Origin of the sequence: Anaerobacillus sp. CMMVII (assembly GCF_025377685.1) — a bacterium.
Taxonomy (GTDB): Bacteria; Bacillota; Bacilli; order Bacillales; family Anaerobacillaceae; genus Anaerobacillus.
Genome location: NZ_JACEHK010000004.1, coordinates 15,054 through 31,773, shown reverse-complemented (window position 1 = coordinate 31,773; position 16,720 = coordinate 15,054). Strand labels below are relative to the sequence as shown.

The window sequence follows — 16,720 nt, the reverse complement described above, 5'->3', positions numbered from 1 at the left end:
CGTAAAATACCGTGGCTTATGGTTTCTTCACACTGCCACGGTAAATATATGACTTTTTTTCAATTCCACTACTTTATCGAACTAAATGATCACTTATTATACTACAACTCTCTAGTAAATTAGTAAACAATTGTTTTAGGGTTTACAAACTCATAGTCGCATCCTACCCTTCAAAAGAAAGTATTAAAAAGAAAAACTCAACTGTCATGGCAATTGAGTTTGTTTTCACTTGTTTTAATTCACCTTCAAAAACTCTCTCTTGAAGATCTCCGTATTTTTTTGGTCCAAGTATCCGTATCCTTCTTTTAAATTATTACTGATAATTGTTATTGTATCGTCCTCATTAAACCAGACCCTGTATTCAAATAACTGCTCAGGCATATCTTGTTCTAATTGTAAGTACAACGTTATCTTTGCATCTTCTCTTCGTTCCATCGATACTTCACTATTAGGCTCCCAGTTCACCCTTTTTAATAGAAGCTTGATGTCACCTAACTTCGTCTTATCGGTAATCGTAACAATTTCTGCTTCACTTCCCTCTAGGTTTACCATTTGAACATCAACTCTCGATAATTGTTGCTGCCCATTGGCACTACAACCAACTACAAGTAAACAAAAAAGCAATAAGAAACATAACCTTTGTCTTTTCATTATGTACACTTCCTCATTCGTTTTTATAATATCCTATTTCACCTTATTCTCATCATTGTTCAAAATTTTTATCCAACGTAATTTCAGATAATAAATTATTACTTGGCATGGTTTACCGATTTTGAAGAAAACTACTTGTGCACTACTCAAAAAGGAGATAAAAAAAATGGATTTTTATAAAAGGCATGAGCTTAGAATAATCAATCAGCAAACGAACGAATATGCACTGATTCTCTTTCTCGATGATCAGTTAACGGAGTTCGCCGATGAATTTGGGGCAAAACCAGGGGAAAAAGAAAACTTACGTTCATCCGCAATTCAGTTTATTGGAAGGAAATATCCTGGAATTAAGGTTACTGTTGTAAAAGTAATGGTTGGAGGAATGCTCGTAAGTACTCTTCCACTTGGGTTGAATACACACTCTGCATCAGCTGCGTCAGTAACTACCAATCAAGTTACACAGGCTTCAACGATTCACTATTTTGTTGCGAGGGGTGATACGCTCTGGAGCATTTCAAAAGCATATCAAATAACCGTTGATAACATTAAGAGAGCAAACAAGCTTACAACAGATTCATTGCAGCTAAACCAGAGACTCATCATTCCAAAGGCATTTCACACAGTTGCTGCTGGCGATTATTTATCCGTGCTCGCTAAACAGTACAACACAACTACTGCAGCAATCTCGGAAGCAAACAACCTAACTAGCGATCAGGTTCGCATCGGACAAACATTGATTATTCCTGTTCTAATTACCGGAAATCAAACGACACAAGCAACAGTAGCAACTACTACCTATACTGTGGTCTCTGGTGATAGCCTGTCTTTACTTGCGAATCGATTTGGCACGACAATAGATGCAATTCGATCGACAAATAACCTTACTACTGATTTGCTTCGAGTTGGTCAAACTCTGCAAATTCCAGCGAGTACTAGTGGAACATTCTCTCCACAAATACAAACAATTGATACGATTTATACCGTTGTCTCTGGTGATAGTTTATCAGTCATTGCAAAACGATTTGGGACGACAGTTGAGTCGATTCGTACTGCTAATCATTTAAAATCTGATATTTTACAAATTGGACAAAGGTTAGTCATTCCTAATGGCAATCTTCAATTAACAAAGACACCTGCTCCTACTCAAACTACTTCTACCCACACTGTAGTTGCAGGTGATAATTTATGGACGATTGCTACTAGGTACAACACAACTGTTGATGCGTTACGTTCTGCTAATAACCTAAAGACTGATATGTTGCAAATTGGACAGACGCTAACTATTCCAAGTACTACTGCAGTTACTCCGTCTTCTGCAGCCCCAAGTCCCACAACCACTTCCCACACCGTAGTTGCGGGTGATAGCTTATGGGCAATTGCTGCTAGATACGGTACAACTGTTGATGCGTTACGTACTGCCAATAATCTGAAATCTGAGATGCTCCAAATTGGACAAACATTAGTCATTCCTTCTAATACTGGGAGCACATCCATAGCACCTGCTCCACAAGTAGAAAGAACGACATTTACTTATCGTGTCGTCTCAGGAGATACCTTATTTAATATAGCAAACAGGTTTGGTGTGACAGTTGATCAAATTCGTACAACAAATCAATTAAAATCAGATGCATTACAGGTGGGACAAGCTCTTACGATTCCAAATGGAACAAATACTCCGACACAGACAAGCGGAAATACCATCAGCTACATTACACACACTGTAGTTTCAGGTGATAATCTTTGGAATTTAAGTATTCAATACGGAATTCCACAACAAGAGCTTATGAGAACGAATAATTTGTCTACGAACAGTATGCTTTCTATCGGACAACAGCTGTCGATCCCAGTACATAACATTGCTGTAAAACCAGTTGTTAGTGCTCGCCATGGTGAGCTATTGGACTGGTGGACTGAGGCGCAATATGTTTTTTCAATTGGTAAAACAGCGAAAATCACTGATTTAGCTACTGGTCAGAGTTTTTATATTAAACGAACCATCGGTGCAAACCATGCTGATGCTGAAACCGTCTCGATTAATGATACGAATATTGCTAAATCAATTTGGGGAGGATTTTCCTGGACTCCAAGAGCTGTTATTTGTGAAGTAGATGGAAGAAGGTTAGCAGCATCTATGAGCTTTATGCCGCATGATATTCAGTACATTACGAATAACGGAATTACCGGACATTTCGATGTCTATTTTTCAAATAGTACTCGGCATGTAGATGGAAAAGCAGATAACTCTCACCAAGCACAAGTAGAACGCGCTGCAGGTCTTCGCTAAATTGTCTCTACTTAAATAAGGATAAACTCAACTTAGAGTCTATTCCTTATTTAACAAGGTTGTTTACTCAAACATTGTTGCTCTTAGCTTTTAGGTCGTAACCAAGCGAATGCTTGGTTCTTCACTTTTTGCGTGAAGCTTTTGAGAATAAATAAGCCAGTGGGACAAAAAAAATTGTCCCAAAAAGCTTATTTATTCTCAAAAGACGACCTAAAAGCAAAAAAGTTTACGAGCCTTTAACAAAAATCGTTCTCTTTTCACCAAACTCGATATCGAAAACCGCTCCGGTCCAAATTGCAGTGCTCTTACTTACGAAAAAATACGGAAAAGATTTTGACATATCCTGTCCTTTCCTGCGCTTTCCCGGGAAACTAGGGCTCTACATACTTCCCACCATTTCGGTTTATATTAGGTATGAATTGAAAGGAAATGGAGGGAAAGATATGGAGAAGAAAAATAACGAAAATAAAACTACTAAGGATACAAAACAAACAAATACACTCGAGCACCAAAATGAAGATCAAATAGCAAAACAGGACAAGCAAGATAACTACTATAGAAATTGGGAAGATGACAGAGTATAACAAATTAGTTCAACCCACTCGTCTAAGATTTAGAGGTAACATCCAATTCATTGGTGTTACCCCTCTTTTGTTAAGGATGTTTACACATAGATTGTTGCTTTTCGATTTATAAAGAATGAAAAAATTGTCTCAAGATGTGAACTCACATGAGGTAATTTTTTCTATAAAATAGGTAGATTTTCATTCACTTAAACTAATACAACTTCCCCTGAGTATAAAGGACAGTTGATAATTTCATCACTGAATGAATGTAACAATTTTGCCGTAAAGGGAATGGATCCCCAAAAATTGTGGGAGAATTTTATCCATTGCGCCTTGCATTTTATCAAATAAGAGCTTGAAGACCTCTTCTTCTGTGTAAAATTGCGTTTCCCGTCCTTGAATCCACTCGAGGTAAGAGACAATCACGCCACCAGCATTTGCTAAGATGTCCGGGATGATAATGACTCCTTTGTCACTGAGAAACTGATCAGCTTCTTTTGTGACAGGTGCATTTGCACCTTCGACAATCAGTTTTGCTTTAATCTCTTTCATATTGCCTTGATGAATTTGATCCTCTAAAGCCGCTAACATAAGTACATCAACATCAAACGTCAAAAGATCATCTCTGCCACAAATTTCAGCTTCAATGCCTGCTTCAACAAGTTGTTCGTCAGTTGTTGGTAACTCTCCTTTGTTCATATTTTTAAACTGAACTAAGCTAGGTATATCTAATCCATTCGAGTTAAATAGAGTCACATTTCGATCACTAACCGCGACAACTTTATTTTGTACTTTCTTACAATGAAATGCTTCGAGTGCCGCTACTGAACCAACATTACCAAAACCTTGAACGGCCATCTTAAGAGGACGACCTGCATGAGCTAATAATGTCTTTGCAAATACATTATCGGTTTTCGTCAACAAGTCCTCTTGCGCTTTCAAAAAATCGTGAAGCATGTATCTAAATGCAAAATAGACTCCTTTACCTGTCGCCTCTCTTCTACCTAACGAGCCACCATTTACAACACTTTTCCCCGTAAAACTTCCTCGATATGGAGCACCATTTCGAATACTTTTAAATTCTGCCATCATCCAGTCCATTTCTCTTTCGCCTGAACCGACATCTGGTGCTGGAATATCCTTATCAGGCCCTAGTATTTCATTAAAGTAGCGAACATACTTTATTGCAATGAGATGTAGCTCTGTAATCGTCCGTTCCCTCGGGTTCAAAACAATACCGCCCTTCCCGCCTCCAAAAGGGACATCATGTAGGGCGTTTTTCAACGTCATTAACGAAGCTAAGTTTATCACTTCATCCTCATTCACCGATTCATGAAAACGAATTCCGCCCTTGTAAGGCCCGAGGCAGTTATTATGCTGAACACGAAATGCTGGAATACGAACGACCTGCCCATCCTCTAAAGCAATCCGCAAAAACGATTTATGAACATGATTAGGTGTAGAGAGAATAGCAGCTAACGAAGTAAACGCTTGCTTACGCTGGTTACCTTCTAATTCTGGTAAAAATGTTTTATCTTCCAACAAAGCATTCAAAGACGCTTCAATAATCCCTCTAGTTTTGCTCTCCATTAAATAAAACCCTCCTTTCTACCTTATATATGTTGTATTCACTCGTTTAGTGTTTTTGCCCGTCATTTTACGTTCTTGATTAAGCAAAAATAAATCGACTCGCATAGTGCGAGTCGATAAAAGCTTAGATGGGATAGGACTATATAAAAGGACAGTCTTTGCTATTCCAGTTTCTCACCTTCATAGGCTTCCTTTGGTAATACAATTTGTACTTCATCTATGATTGTAAAACTCATCGTATAGCTAAGTTGGTTTGGATAACTATCAAGTGGCCCTATAGTTTCCGGTCGAATTGGGTTTACATCAAAGGTAAAGGATTGAATTTGACCCTCTTTTTCTATGACAGTTAAAGATGTCTGCTCTTGCTCACTTAATTCATAGCCACGAAATTCAAACTTATCAAACGTATCAAAGAATGCTGTATAAGTTGTTAGCTCCCCTCCTCTATTTTTTTCAATTCGATCGGCTTCTTTTAGTAATTCACGCATCCAACTAAATGGCTGATAGAGAGGGGCAAATTCTTCAACGAAGCGAGGGCTAAGTTCATTCTGATACCACGTATCAGCTGAATTGATATAAATTCGTTCCTCTTGAAAAACAACTTGAAACTCAAACACAGAATCATCGGAAACTACTACTGAGACATTCAAATGACTGTTTTCCTCTGACCAATCGCCGATCTCATTTGTCACGACTTCCCCGTTTAAAGTGAAACTCCCTTTAACTGCATAATGTTGTTTCTCCCACTCGATCGTTTGATCACGCCAGATCTTCCATTCATAGTCCATCTTTGATGGGACGAACAAGAAAGCTAGACTACCCCCAATGAACAACGCTACTAACGGAATAAGGTATCGCTTAATTGGTTTATAGGTAGCCATCTAAATCATACCCTCCACTCTGCTGCCAAAAGCCTAGTTTTCTACTTTCAGTAAATTCCAGACGATCCACCCATTTTACAGATTTATATCCATACATGTCAGGATGATATAGTCTGCAAGGATAGCCTTGCACTGCTTTTAGTGGCTCACCATCTATTTCATAAATTAGATAAGAAGGTTCGTCTAATAATTGTCTCGTTAAAAATGAGTCGAAATAAACATTGTCACCGGAATATGCTGTAACAAACTCACTATTCGCTTCAATTCCATATGCACTAAATAAGTCTTTTAACAGAATTCCTTTCATTTCTACATTCCTGACACTCCACCCAGTCACACAATGAAAGTCGTCAACAATCGTTGTTGACGGAAGTCGAAATAAATCAAAGTACCCGATTTCCACCTTTTTATTCGAAAGTCCACCAATAGTCAGCTTCCACTCGTTATTTGGATAACGTGGAAAGTCATTCGTTACATTGTAAATCCGAAAATATCCTCTCCGTTTCACTTCGTTTTCAGCAACTGTTAATATCGGTAGATTCCATTTGAGCCAGCCACCAATCACAAGAAATAAGAAGGAAAAGCTTAGCAATTTTAAAAAATCACGGCGATCTAAGATATTTTCTTTTATCCGCGAAGGTAATACCGCTTGCGAATTCCACCAATTTGGCCAAGGAAGGCTTATCTTAAATAGATGGCAAATTGTATGGGTGAGGAGCCACGGTATAAATAAAAAAGTACTCCAATCATGGACAACAACGGCTCCATTTCGAATTCCAGTAGGAACAGCAGCCTGAAAATACATAAGTAGCCCCGAGACCGTCCATAAGAAAAAGAATACGATCATCCAGATAAAATTAAACTTTTTTATGGGAGGTTTTTTTAGTAGATAGCGTCCCACCCTATACATGCTTAGGAGGATGACCCCACAATACAAGAATGCTATGGCAATATGGAATTGAACCATTGGAAATCCAATCTGGTTAAACCAAGTTCGTGTTGTGGTACCATACAGGAACAAACCTGATAAAAGCATCAATGTAAATAATATGCCATGAATTAAGTGGATTGTTCGTAACCATTTCATAATTAGCCAATCTCCCTCGAATAAATCAACTTTATCAATAGGATTGCATATATCTGCGAGCACATGCAAACTTGATGATTATTGCCTATAAAAAATAAAGGAACAAACTCAACATGAATTTGCCCCTTCTTATATCCAATTAATCCCAATAATTAAACAGAAAGTCACCAACTTTTTTAGGTTTCCAGTGATCTACACTATACTTATTAAAATCATCTAAAACAAATTCATCTTTATTAAACGGTTCATTTAGTTCTGCCACCGTGTATACTCTATAATTCCCACTAAACTCTCTTGCTAGATGTTCATGATCAATAAAATTTAATGGGTAGCCATCTAACTCGCCTCCCCATGCTGAATTCTTATTCTTAACAAACGTAACACGATAGTTGTTACATAGTATATAGATTGGTCCATTTTCAAAGTCTAATCTTACCGCATTATAGCTCGTGTAACCAAGTTCCTCAAATGTCAATATTTTATAGTTCACCTTAAACTTAGCCGCAATCTTTTTACACTTCCTGAAAAATTTAACAAAATCATATTCAATCAAACTCTCTTCCTCTATCGGTTGATAAGGAAAGCACCCTTCTTTTCCTAGTTGCTTTTCTATTTGTTCTTTATAAGGTGTAACTCGTGGGTGAAAGTGTAATAACTCGAGAATTTTTTGGCGTGGGAACAATGCCGCTCGCTCATAGCCTTCTGAATCATGAAAAAAGGTATGGCCCCAGTCGTCATAAAATTCCGTTAAATAAAAGTTAATTGATAAGTGTTCTTCACCTAATAACACTGTAACTCGTAGATCATAGAGATGAAATTTCCCTACAACAGAATCAAAACATGAATAATCGCTTGCAACACACTCCAAGACCACATAATCAAATCTCAAGTTGATCCACCTCTTTCATAGCCATTAGTCTATTTCTTATCAATTCCATAAATCCGTTTTCCTCGTTTATTCCTCTTGCTATATTAGTTAGTGATAACTAACATGTAAGTTGAACTAACTTTCAGATATTTGACTATAGACTACCTAAACCGGAAATGACACGCGAATATCTGTACCTTTCCCTGGTTCACTACTAACGTTGATTTCGCCTTTAAAGTGAGTAACGATTTGATAGACCATAAATAGCCCTATCCCTTGTCCTGCCGCTTCTTGATTAATCTTTTGATATTTTTGAAAGAGCTTTTCACACTCTTGTTTACTCATCCCTACACCTGTATCAATAATATTTATATGTAAATTACCTTTTTCAACAAAACTCTTAAACGTAACTGTATGTCCCTCAAAACTATATTTAATGGCATTGCTTAGAAGATTAGAAATAATCAATCGAAAACCCATTAAATTTCCATTGATAATTGTATTCGTAGGTACTTGAAGATCAGAAACAAGAACAACATTTTGGGTTCTTCCTTTAATCGTCATAATCTCTAGTACTTCTTCAATAACAGGTCGTGCTTTAATTAATTTCATTTTCCAAAAAGTATCTGTTGTCAACATTTGTTCAGTTTGGATGATATGATTGATTTCATGGTCAATTGCAACTGAATAATCTTCAATTAAGCTTAGCTTTGTTTGTTTATCTCTATCACCTATTTCATTTTTTAATATTGTGGCGAAAGATTTGATGACTGTTAACGGATTTCGCACCTCATGAGCGACAACGTGAATAAAATCAAGTTTTTGGCGGTAGAAGTCAAGTTCTGTTTCAATCTTTTTTTGCGCTGCTAAAGAGGGGAAAATCGTTTCATCAGGATGATTATATAAAGATGATTTCACTAAGTTTGTATCCGTCATAAAATACGGATGACTTTTCATCAAGTCTGTTAGAACCGTAGAGGGAACCTCTTTCCCATCGTAACAACAAACAGTCAAATAGCCAATTTCGCTGACAGTTAGGTCACATTGGCATTCGTATTTATTTAACACTTCTTTACTAACAGAAAGATCGTTCCAAGCTACCTTTCCCCATACTCGAACTGAAAGATCCCCATCGACAAACGGTTGCACAGTTGTCTTAAAATTACTCAATGCCTGCTCAAATTTAAAGTTCCCATGAGTTTCATAAAATTCTTTATTATTTTTATAATGGAGGAAATCAATAAGCTCCAACTCTATCAATTTCTCTCCTAATCTATCTAATAAGGCCATATAAAGCTCATAGCTCTCAATAACAATAACATGCTGATTCATACTTTTTGCAGCTAATATGAAAGATACTAGATTTTCAAGATATTTCTCTTCAGAATCATAAAAATACAAGATATGAGACCCATCATTCACTTGAATGTTATCTGTTAAAGAAATAGATTTAGAATTTGTCTTTAGTGCCATATGATCCCTCCCTTTCGTTAATATATTGGGAAAATATTCCCTTTTCTATAAACTATACAGTTTTGAGAATTTATTTTCAATAAAAAAACCTATCCTGAAAATATAAGATTTTTATTTTCCATGCATTTACAATAAAACAAGTTGAGTTTTTGAAATGCAAAGAACACTTTTTCAGAAAAATAATTATTACTCTTTCTCCAATTTAATTTTATCCCCTTATTTAGTTATTTTGTTTCACATGTTATTCACATCTTTAACCTTCGACGATAAAATTTCACACCTTTATGGTTTACATGAAAAAATGACTTTGTTACAATTGGCTTTAATCATAAAAAAGGAGTTGTTCTTTTGTTAAATAAAAAGTTAATCCCATTATGTGCGGGTTTAGTCCTTGCTTTTGGACTAGCTGCATGTAGCAACGACGAAGTAAAAGAGGAAAACACACAACCTAGTGAAGGTACAGAAATTTCAGCTGTAAATGATCTAGCACCAGAAGAAGCTGTTGCCACTGTAAACGGCGAAGAAATTTTACAACAAGAACTTACGAACCAATATGAGCAAGTTAAGATGTCCTATTTACAAATGGGTATTGAAATTGACGGAGAAAACGAAGCTCAAATCAAAAGACACGTTCTTGATCAGCTTGTTAATACAACACTTATAAACCAAGCTGCTGTTGAAGGTGGATTTGAAGCTACTGAAGCTGAGGTCCAAGCAGAAATGGATTTGATTCTTGCTGAGTACGGCGGTGAAGAAGAGCTAGTTAAAATTCTTGAAGAGAATAATTTAACACTTGCTAGCCTTCAGGAAGAAATTAAGGTCCAATTAACGATTAATAAGTACTTAGGAGACAAAATTGGAACACCTGAAATTTCTCAAGAGGAAATCGAGGAATTATACGCTCAATACAGTGAGCAGACTGATGAAATGCCTCCTCTAGAAGATGTAGAAATGTTTCTTCAAGAAGAACTAATTAACGAAAAAAACCAAGCTGCTATTGGTGAACTTGTAGAGCAATTAAAAGAAGCTAGTGACATTAGGATTTTAATTTAGTTATGCAAGAAAGGGATCCGATATCGGATCCCTTTTTCTACGTAAGATAAAGTTTTTATTCCTCTTAAAATTAACTAAGGCTTAGAGTAGTCTCTAAGCCTTTATTGAACAATGGTATAGCGTTTAAATCTCTTCTTTTGTTGCCCGCGGACTTTCTTGCATTTTTAAGAATAGGTTTGTTATAAGTTTTGACAATAAAAAGATAATGCAATACAAAACAAATAAAATAAAATAATTAGTTCCTTTATACATAACAAACATACCTACATAGACCAGGATGGGCTTAAAGATAAATGCTAGAAAAAGTGACAATGCGATTGAATAAAGATAGAAATTCTTCCTGTGCCGCATTGTCCATTGATAAACAAGGATAAACAAAACAGGAATTAATGATGCATCCAAAGCAAGATTCCCTGGGATAAATGGGATTAACTCAAACGGATACGTATAAAACCCCTGTTTAACTCCTGCGATATTAATATAACTAAACCAAATATGAACATTTAACCCATAAAAACCCAATAAGAGGATGTGCTTTCGATCAATGGTAAAATACAATAAAACTAAAGGGACTACAAAGATTAGCAAAATAATTTTAAAACCCCATGTTTCTATATTCGAGTATTGTTGCCAGTAATCCATTTGGAGCTTGCTTAATTGCTCTGTCATTGCTGTAATTTTACTCAATGCATCCGATTGGCCAGGTCTCATAGTTACACCCCTTTATTATACAGATATTATTTGAAAACTTAGCTGTGGATTATTCATTATGGTAAATTTGAGAGAAAAAAAGCCGAGATTTAAACTCGACTTTTATATCTCTAGTATGTCATTGCAATTAAAAAGTATGAGCAAGATCCTTGGCACGTGCAATTGCATTTTCTTTAATTTCTTCGGCTTTATCCGGCATTGCTGCATGTCCTTCGACAAATAAGCCTTCAAACGATGGTACTCCATAAAACTGCATGATCACATTTAAGAAGCGGTGACCCATTTCCATCGCAGCGGCAGGGCCCTCTGAATAAATTCCGCCTCGCGCCTGAATATGAAGAGCCTTCTTATCTGTTAGAAGTCCCACTGGACCCTGTTCTGTATATTTAAATGTTTTTCCTGCAACAGAAATAGCATCAATATATGCCTTTACAACAGGTGGAAACGAAAAGTTCCATAGTGGTGTAACAAACACATACTTATCTGCGGCAATAAACTGTTCACATAACTCTGATAGGCGACTTACCTTATTTTTTTCTTCTGCAGAAAGTTCATTAAAATCCTGTCCAGATCTTAGCTTCCCCCAACCACTGAAGACATCAACATCAATCTCTGGAATATGTTCTGTATATAAATCAAGATTAATTATTTCATGATCCGGATTTGTTTGCTTGTAGGTTTCAATAAAGGCCTTACCAACTGCCATACTATAAGACACCGTGTCGTCATGTGGATGAGCTGTAATATACAATACCTTTGTCATTTTCATCTTCCCTTTCCTTGCTTTCGATTTGTTCATCATCTTATTTTTAACGAAATTTTTTATTCTATGTAAATGAGTGAATTTCTTAATCGGCAAGACCATTAGTAAATTAATTTCTAAAACCAATAAAAAAAGACTATCCTCAGAAAGTCCTATAAAAGTCATCTAAAATGTAGATCAAAACATTAAAGTTTGTTTCACCTATTTAGAATAGCAACTTTTATAAGACTCTCTTTAGAAAGTCAATTTTTTTAATAACTCTTTATTCTGCTTTCTCGCCTGTATATGGATTACCACTAAGATTTGCTCTCATCTCGTCAGTTAGTTGAAAAGGCTCTTCTGTTAAATGATTTTCTGCATCATTATTGTGCTGAATACTACCATCGTAATGATTTGGCTTGCCTTCCATAGTACAAACACCTCCATAGATTTTAGTATAGTTACTATTGTACTAATTATTTATTTGTATTTAAATCTATATTTAGCAAATTTTGATATTTTAATATAAGGCTGTTTCGTAAACTTTGTTGCTTTTAGGTCGTCTTTTGAGAATAAATAAGCTTTTTGGGACAAATTTTTTTGTCCCAATGGCTTATTTATTCTCAAAAGCTTCACGCAAAGCGTGAAGAACCAAGCATTCGCTTGGTTACGACCTAAAATCTAAGAGCAACAATCTTTTAGAAAAGAGCGTAATATAATTAAGTTATTAAGGTTGTTTTTATGTAACGCTGTTTGGTTATTCGCCTATTTTAATAATCATTAATCCAATACTTTGTACTTATCTTTCAGAGACTGTGGAGCTAATTTTATCATTCTTTCTAGGACAAACGTTGAAATAACAAGATCGTCGATCAACCCAAAAAGAGTAAATAATCGGGTATTAGATCAAAAGGAAACAATACGTAAGTTAGAATTAATAGTACACCACTTAATTTTTTAGGTAAGGGTATCTCCCGCGACCGGAAAAACTCATTCAAGAAAGGTATGAACTTTTTGAACCTAAAAATAAATCTAACTCTCTTTAGATATTTTTTCATTTTTCCCCCTTCTCCTTACCTAGTTTTTTATTTTAGACTAGTTTCGTAAACGTTGTGCTACAATATTTGCGAAAAGAGCGTTATTCTAAAACCCTAATTCGCTTTTCTTTCAGCAACTTCTCCACTTCAACTGAACCTAGGGGCTGACTGTAATAATACCCCTGACCAAATCGACAACCATTGGCAATTAAAAATTCTGCTTGCTCTCGGTTTTCAATTCCCTCAGCAATCAAATCAAAACCTAGATTTCCTCCCATTTCAATCATTGTCTTAACAAGTGATGCTATATTACTATTGCTTGTAACTTCGTTAATGAATGTCTTATCTATTTTTACAAAATCAATCGGAAGGTTACTTAGGACACTTAAACTAGAGTAACCCGTTCCAAAATCATCAATTGAAATTTTCACTCCTATTTCCTTTAATTTATTAAAGATGATTGATGATTTTTTGAAGTTTTGCATGACACTTTCTGTAATTTCTAGCCCAAGATATTGTGGAGGTAATTGATGTTTTCCAAGAATTTCTGTTACTACATTTATAAAATTCTCATCTTCAAATTGTAAAGCAGATACATTTACGGCCATTTTCACTTTAATTCCAGCATCCAGCCATATTTTATTTGTTTACAGGCTACATTTAAAACCCATTTTCCTAAAGTTAAAATCATTCCGCGCTCTTCTACAATAGGAATAAATTCATTTGGTGATACAGACCCTAATTCTTTACAATCCCAGCGAATTAATGCCTCAACAGCGTAGATATTTCCTGTATTCAATTCAAGCTTCGGTTGATATTCAAGATAGAACTCATTTTGTTTCAACGCTCTTCGCAAGTTTTGTTCTATTTTATTTTTTCGAACAAGCAAATCTCCTTGTTGCTTACTATAAAACTGATAATTGTTTTTCCCTCTCTTCTTAGCAAGGTACATAGCTGTGTCTGCTTTTGACATAATTGTCTCCTTATCCTCACCATCTAAAGGACATAAGCTAATCCCGATACTAGGTGAAGTAAAGAATTCCTTCCCTTTTATCATAAATGGTGTTGAGAAGGTATGTAAAATTCGATCTGCAATTTCACGAACATCATGTTCTTCAAATACTTCCAATAAAATAGCGAATTCATCGCCGCCTAGACGGGATACAAAATCACCTTCACGAACACCGCAAAGTAATCTAGCTGAAACGAGCTTCAATAATTCATCTCCTGCACCATGTCCCATCGTATCATTATGAATTTAAAGTGATCTAAGTCAATATACATCACGGCTAGCAATCGATGATTTTGGAAGCAGCGCTCCATTGCCTTTTCTAAATATTCATTATATAAATGGCGATTCGGCAAACCGGTGAGTGAATCATGGTAAGCCATATGCGTAATTTTTTCTTGATATGCCTTTCTAGCAGTAACATCAATCCCAACAACCATAATCGCTGGTTTGCCATTATAGGATATTTTATTACCTAACATTTCAATATAGATAGACTTTCCGTCGGGTTTCACGATTTTATATTCGGTATAAACATTTTCGCCTTCTCCATATATATTTCGTTTTTTCGATTAATAACCTTGTTTTTAACTGCTGGATCTAGAAAATCATAGATTGATTCCCCAAGTATTTCTGATGCATCGCTTAAGCCTAGTATTTTAACTGTTGTTGGGTTTGTATAAACGATTATATCCTCTTGTATAATCAAGATTATGTTTGGTGAAAGTTCAACTACGCTCCGATAACGGATTTCACTTTCTTGTAGACGACCTTCTGTTTTCTTTCTTTCTGTGATATCAACAACGACACCTGTAATTTTGACGACCTCTTTACTACCACTTGCGAAAATTGGTGTGCCAGACATCAGTAACCAACACGTTTCTCCACTCGTATTCACATACCGTAATTCGATTTGAGCAGATTTACCTAAAATAATCTCTTTCAGAAACTCCTCCCCTTTTGTAACATCATCAGGGTGAAGTATACTTGTCCAAAATGAATATTCATTATAAAACTGTTGAACAGTATATCCAGTCAGTCTCTCAATTCCTTTTGATACGTAAATTCGTTGATTTACGATGTCATTTGACCAAATCGTGGCATCTACACTATCAAAGATTTGTTGAAGGTCATCTTTCTTTTTTTGCAAATCTTCTTTATTAATTAAAAGTTCCTTATAGTAAAATTTCGCCTTATCGTATTGGCGACCAAAATTCCAAGCAATCACGATGGCAATTATAGCAATAGTGAGACTAACAATAAATTTAGCAGTCCCGTCATCCTTAATTGTATGTTGCAATAGCCAAATACAGATAATTAATATGGGGATCGTTGCACTAATTCTTCCAGTAAAATTCATACTTCCTCCAGATATTCTTAAATAGAATGGCAAACCAAAATACTTTACATTTAATATTCACGTCAAAATCTTTTTCATTCAACTCGCTATTCTAAAGGAATTTCACTTAACTTTTTATATAATTTTAATTACATTAAAATTGTCACTAAATTTTCAATGAAAACATTGTTAAGAAATGGTAACATTTAAATAGTTCTAGTAAAAGAGGTGAAAGCAGTGGTTCATCATTCCAACGCTCATTTTGAAACTGACAAGAATACGAAGCTTACTATTGTCGATATACTAAAACAAAAAGAACAACTCTATGATTCTCTATTTAACTATAATATAGATGGTATACTTGTTCTTGATTTAAAAGGAAATGTGATTGATGCAAACCCCGCCATTGAAAAAATTACAGGTTATACTGTAAAAGAACTTTTGGATATAGAATTAATCTCGAGTGTTGCTATTGAGGATATTGAACGAAAGATTTATCATTGCCAAAAAGCATGTCATGGTGAACCACAAGAATACGAGCTTTCTATTTTTAATAAAATAGGAAAACAACTTAAATTAGTGGTGAAAATGATTCCGATTATGAGTCAAAATGAAATTGTCGGTCTATTTGAGATCATCAAAGATGTTACCGAAGCCAAACAAATGGAAATGATGATGCATCGCTCAGACAAACTTTCAGTAATTGGAGAATTGGCCGCTGGAGTTGCTCATGAAATTAGAAATCCATTAACAACCTTGAAAGGGTTTCTAGACTTACTAAGTCCTGAAATAAATAGTAAATATGCTAGCCTGATGCAATCCGAATTAGAAAGAATTAATACAATCGTAAACGAGTTTCTATTGTTGGCAAAGCCAAAAGTTGTCAATTTTAAGATGAATAGAATTTCTGAAATCATAAGTAATGTCATTTTTATGTTAGAACCACAATCTCATTTGAGTAATATTCAGGTCATACCTACCTTCAATGATCATGGGTTACTTGTCAATAGCGACGAGAACCAACTCAAGCAGGTATTTATAAATATTATCAAGAATGCAATGGAAGCGATGCCGAATGGTGGTAACATCTACATAAATGTGAACAATAAAAATAACCAATTAAGAATCCAGGTTCAAGACGAAGGCTGCGGTATTCCTAAGGAAAAACTCTCGAAATTAGGCGATCCCTTCTATACAACAAAACTGACGGAACAGGCTTAGGTTATTGGTTACTAATCAAATAATCGATACCCATAACGGCCAGATTTTTTTCACTAGCGAAGTAAATAAAGGCACTTTAGTTGAAATCCTGTTACCGCTAGGCTAAGGCTGTTATCTTTTATTTTAAGTAGCTCTAGTAACGACAAATATACATATAACGAACGGCAAAAAAGCTTGTTAAGATTACTAGTGCTTAACAAGCTTTTTT

General features: G+C 35.5%; 15 protein-coding genes and 3 pseudogenes. 4 read left to right on the top strand and 14 right to left on the bottom strand.

The window, feature by feature from the left end; all coding sequences use genetic code 11:
* Window positions 1-234: 234 nt before the first annotated feature.
* The gene (locus H1D32_RS08625) at window positions 235-651 is read right to left on the bottom strand and encodes a hypothetical protein (protein WP_261177873.1); all 417 of its coding nucleotides are present in this window, start codon (window positions 649-651) and stop codon (window positions 235-237) included.
* Between the two features lie 166 nt (window positions 652-817).
* On the opposite strand from H1D32_RS08625, the gene H1D32_RS08620 reads away from it, so the two are divergent.
* Both H1D32_RS08620 and H1D32_RS08615 read left to right on the top strand, forming a co-directional pair.
* A complete protein-coding gene (locus tag H1D32_RS08620; RefSeq protein ID WP_261177872.1) occupies window positions 818-2,935 on the top strand; it encodes a LysM peptidoglycan-binding domain-containing protein in 2,118 nt (705 codons plus the stop codon).
* Between the two features lie 443 nt (window positions 2,936-3,378).
* Window positions 3,379-3,519: a hypothetical protein gene (locus tag H1D32_RS08615; RefSeq protein WP_261177871.1), complete on the top strand. Its 141-nt coding sequence runs from the start codon at window positions 3,379-3,381 to the stop codon at window positions 3,517-3,519.
* 193 nt (window positions 3,520-3,712) lie between these two features.
* On the opposite strand, the pseudogene H1D32_RS08610 reads toward H1D32_RS08615, so the two are convergent.
* The 5 genes and pseudogenes from H1D32_RS08610 to H1D32_RS08590 form a co-directional block, all read right to left on the bottom strand.
* Window positions 3,713-5,091 (bottom strand): annotated as a pseudogene (locus tag H1D32_RS08610) (Glu/Leu/Phe/Val family dehydrogenase).
* Between the two features lie 161 nt (window positions 5,092-5,252).
* Window positions 5,253-5,972 (bottom strand): hypothetical protein, encoded by a 720-nt coding sequence (locus H1D32_RS08605; RefSeq protein ID WP_261177870.1) that lies wholly within the window; start codon window positions 5,970-5,972, stop codon window positions 5,253-5,255.
* Window positions 5,959-7,059 (bottom strand): molybdopterin-dependent oxidoreductase, encoded by a 1,101-nt coding sequence (locus H1D32_RS08600; protein ID WP_261177869.1) that lies wholly within the window; start codon window positions 7,057-7,059, stop codon window positions 5,959-5,961. The genes H1D32_RS08605 and H1D32_RS08600 overlap by 14 nt, the downstream gene beginning before the upstream one ends.
* Window positions 7,060-7,198: 139 nt before the next feature.
* Complete coding sequence (locus tag H1D32_RS08595; protein WP_261177868.1) at window positions 7,199-7,948, bottom strand: hypothetical protein; 750 nt, start codon at window positions 7,946-7,948, stop codon at window positions 7,199-7,201.
* A gap of 144 nt (window positions 7,949-8,092) precedes the next feature.
* A complete protein-coding gene (locus tag H1D32_RS08590; protein ID WP_261177867.1) occupies window positions 8,093-9,400 on the bottom strand; it encodes an MEDS domain-containing protein in 1,308 nt (435 codons plus the stop codon).
* 348 nt (window positions 9,401-9,748) lie between these two features.
* Between H1D32_RS08590 and H1D32_RS08585 the strand changes: the two genes are divergently transcribed.
* Entirely contained in the window at window positions 9,749-10,453 is a 705-nt protein-coding gene (locus tag H1D32_RS08585) for a SurA N-terminal domain-containing protein (protein ID WP_261177866.1), read from the top strand.
* A gap of 123 nt (window positions 10,454-10,576) precedes the next feature.
* On the opposite strand, the gene H1D32_RS08580 is transcribed toward H1D32_RS08585, so the two are convergent.
* The 8 genes and pseudogenes from H1D32_RS08580 to H1D32_RS08545 form a co-directional block, all read right to left on the bottom strand.
* Window positions 10,577-11,164, bottom strand: coding sequence for a CBO0543 family protein (locus H1D32_RS08580; protein ID WP_261177865.1), 588 nt, complete (start codon window positions 11,162-11,164; stop codon window positions 10,577-10,579).
* Window positions 11,165-11,291: 127 nt separating this feature from the next.
* Window positions 11,292-11,927 carry an FMN-dependent NADH-azoreductase gene (locus H1D32_RS08575; protein WP_261177864.1) on the bottom strand — a complete coding sequence of 212 codons (636 nt, stop codon included), beginning with the start codon at window positions 11,925-11,927 and terminating at the stop codon, window positions 11,292-11,294.
* Between the two features lie 262 nt (window positions 11,928-12,189).
* A complete protein-coding gene (locus H1D32_RS08570) occupies window positions 12,190-12,336 on the bottom strand; it encodes a hypothetical protein (protein ID WP_261177863.1) in 147 nt (48 codons plus the stop codon).
* 442 nt (window positions 12,337-12,778) lie between these two features.
* Window positions 12,779-12,964 carry a DUF1232 domain-containing protein gene (locus H1D32_RS25650; RefSeq protein ID WP_483861127.1) on the bottom strand — a complete coding sequence of 62 codons (186 nt, stop codon included), beginning with the start codon at window positions 12,962-12,964 and terminating at the stop codon, window positions 12,779-12,781.
* An 80-nt stretch (window positions 12,965-13,044) separates the two neighbouring features.
* Window positions 13,045-13,551 (bottom strand): EAL domain-containing protein, encoded by a 507-nt coding sequence (locus H1D32_RS08560; RefSeq protein WP_261177958.1) that lies wholly within the window; start codon window positions 13,549-13,551, stop codon window positions 13,045-13,047.
* Window positions 13,552-13,553: 2 nt separating this feature from the next.
* A pseudogene (locus H1D32_RS25360) lies at window positions 13,554-14,335 on the bottom strand (putative bifunctional diguanylate cyclase/phosphodiesterase).
* Window positions 14,336-14,404: 69 nt separating this feature from the next.
* Window positions 14,405-14,467 (bottom strand): annotated as a pseudogene (locus tag H1D32_RS25355) (hypothetical protein); the annotation flags it as partial.
* Window positions 14,464-15,312, bottom strand: coding sequence for a PAS domain-containing protein (locus H1D32_RS08545; protein ID WP_261177862.1), 849 nt, complete (start codon window positions 15,310-15,312; stop codon window positions 14,464-14,466). The pseudogene H1D32_RS25355 and the gene H1D32_RS08545, both read right to left, overlap by 4 nt.
* Before the next feature lie 216 nt (window positions 15,313-15,528).
* On the opposite strand from H1D32_RS08545, the gene H1D32_RS08540 reads away from it, so the two are divergent.
* The gene (locus H1D32_RS08540) at window positions 15,529-16,512 is read left to right on the top strand and encodes a PAS domain S-box protein (RefSeq protein ID WP_261177861.1); all 984 of its coding nucleotides are present in this window, start codon (window positions 15,529-15,531) and stop codon (window positions 16,510-16,512) included.
* Window positions 16,513-16,720 lie beyond the last annotated feature (208 nt).

What these genes read in the sequence shown, in the direction of transcription:
- H1D32_RS08625 (WP_261177873.1), bottom strand. Translation starts at nt 651, where the DNA reads ATGAAAAGACAAAGGTTATGTTTCTTATTGCTTTTTTGTTTACTTGTA.
- H1D32_RS08620 (WP_261177872.1), top strand. Translation starts at nt 818, where the DNA reads ATGGATTTTTATAAAAGGCATGAGCTTAGAATAATCAATCAGCAAACG.
- H1D32_RS08615 (WP_261177871.1), top strand. Translation starts at nt 3,379, where the DNA reads ATGGAGAAGAAAAATAACGAAAATAAAACTACTAAGGATACAAAACAA.
- H1D32_RS08605 (WP_261177870.1), bottom strand. Translation starts at nt 5,972, where the DNA reads ATGGCTACCTATAAACCAATTAAGCGATACCTTATTCCGTTAGTAGCG.
- H1D32_RS08600 (WP_261177869.1), bottom strand. Translation starts at nt 7,059, where the DNA reads ATGAAATGGTTACGAACAATCCACTTAATTCATGGCATATTATTTACA.
- H1D32_RS08590 (WP_261177867.1), bottom strand. Translation starts at nt 9,400, where the DNA reads ATGGCACTAAAGACAAATTCTAAATCTATTTCTTTAACAGATAACATT.
- H1D32_RS08580 (WP_261177865.1), bottom strand. Translation starts at nt 11,164, where the DNA reads ATGAGACCTGGCCAATCGGATGCATTGAGTAAAATTACAGCAATGACA.
- H1D32_RS08575 (WP_261177864.1), bottom strand. Translation starts at nt 11,927, where the DNA reads ATGACAAAGGTATTGTATATTACAGCTCATCCACATGACGACACGGTG.
- H1D32_RS08570 (WP_261177863.1), bottom strand. Translation starts at nt 12,336, where the DNA reads ATGGAAGGCAAGCCAAATCATTACGATGGTAGTATTCAGCACAATAAT.
- H1D32_RS25650 (WP_483861127.1), bottom strand. Translation starts at nt 12,964, where the DNA reads ATGAAAAAATATCTAAAGAGAGTTAGATTTATTTTTAGGTTCAAAAAG.
- H1D32_RS08560 (WP_261177958.1), bottom strand. Translation starts at nt 13,551, where the DNA reads ATGGCCGTAAATGTATCTGCTTTACAATTTGAAGATGAGAATTTTATA.
- H1D32_RS08545 (WP_261177862.1), bottom strand. Translation starts at nt 15,312, where the DNA reads ATGAATTTTACTGGAAGAATTAGTGCAACGATCCCCATATTAATTATC.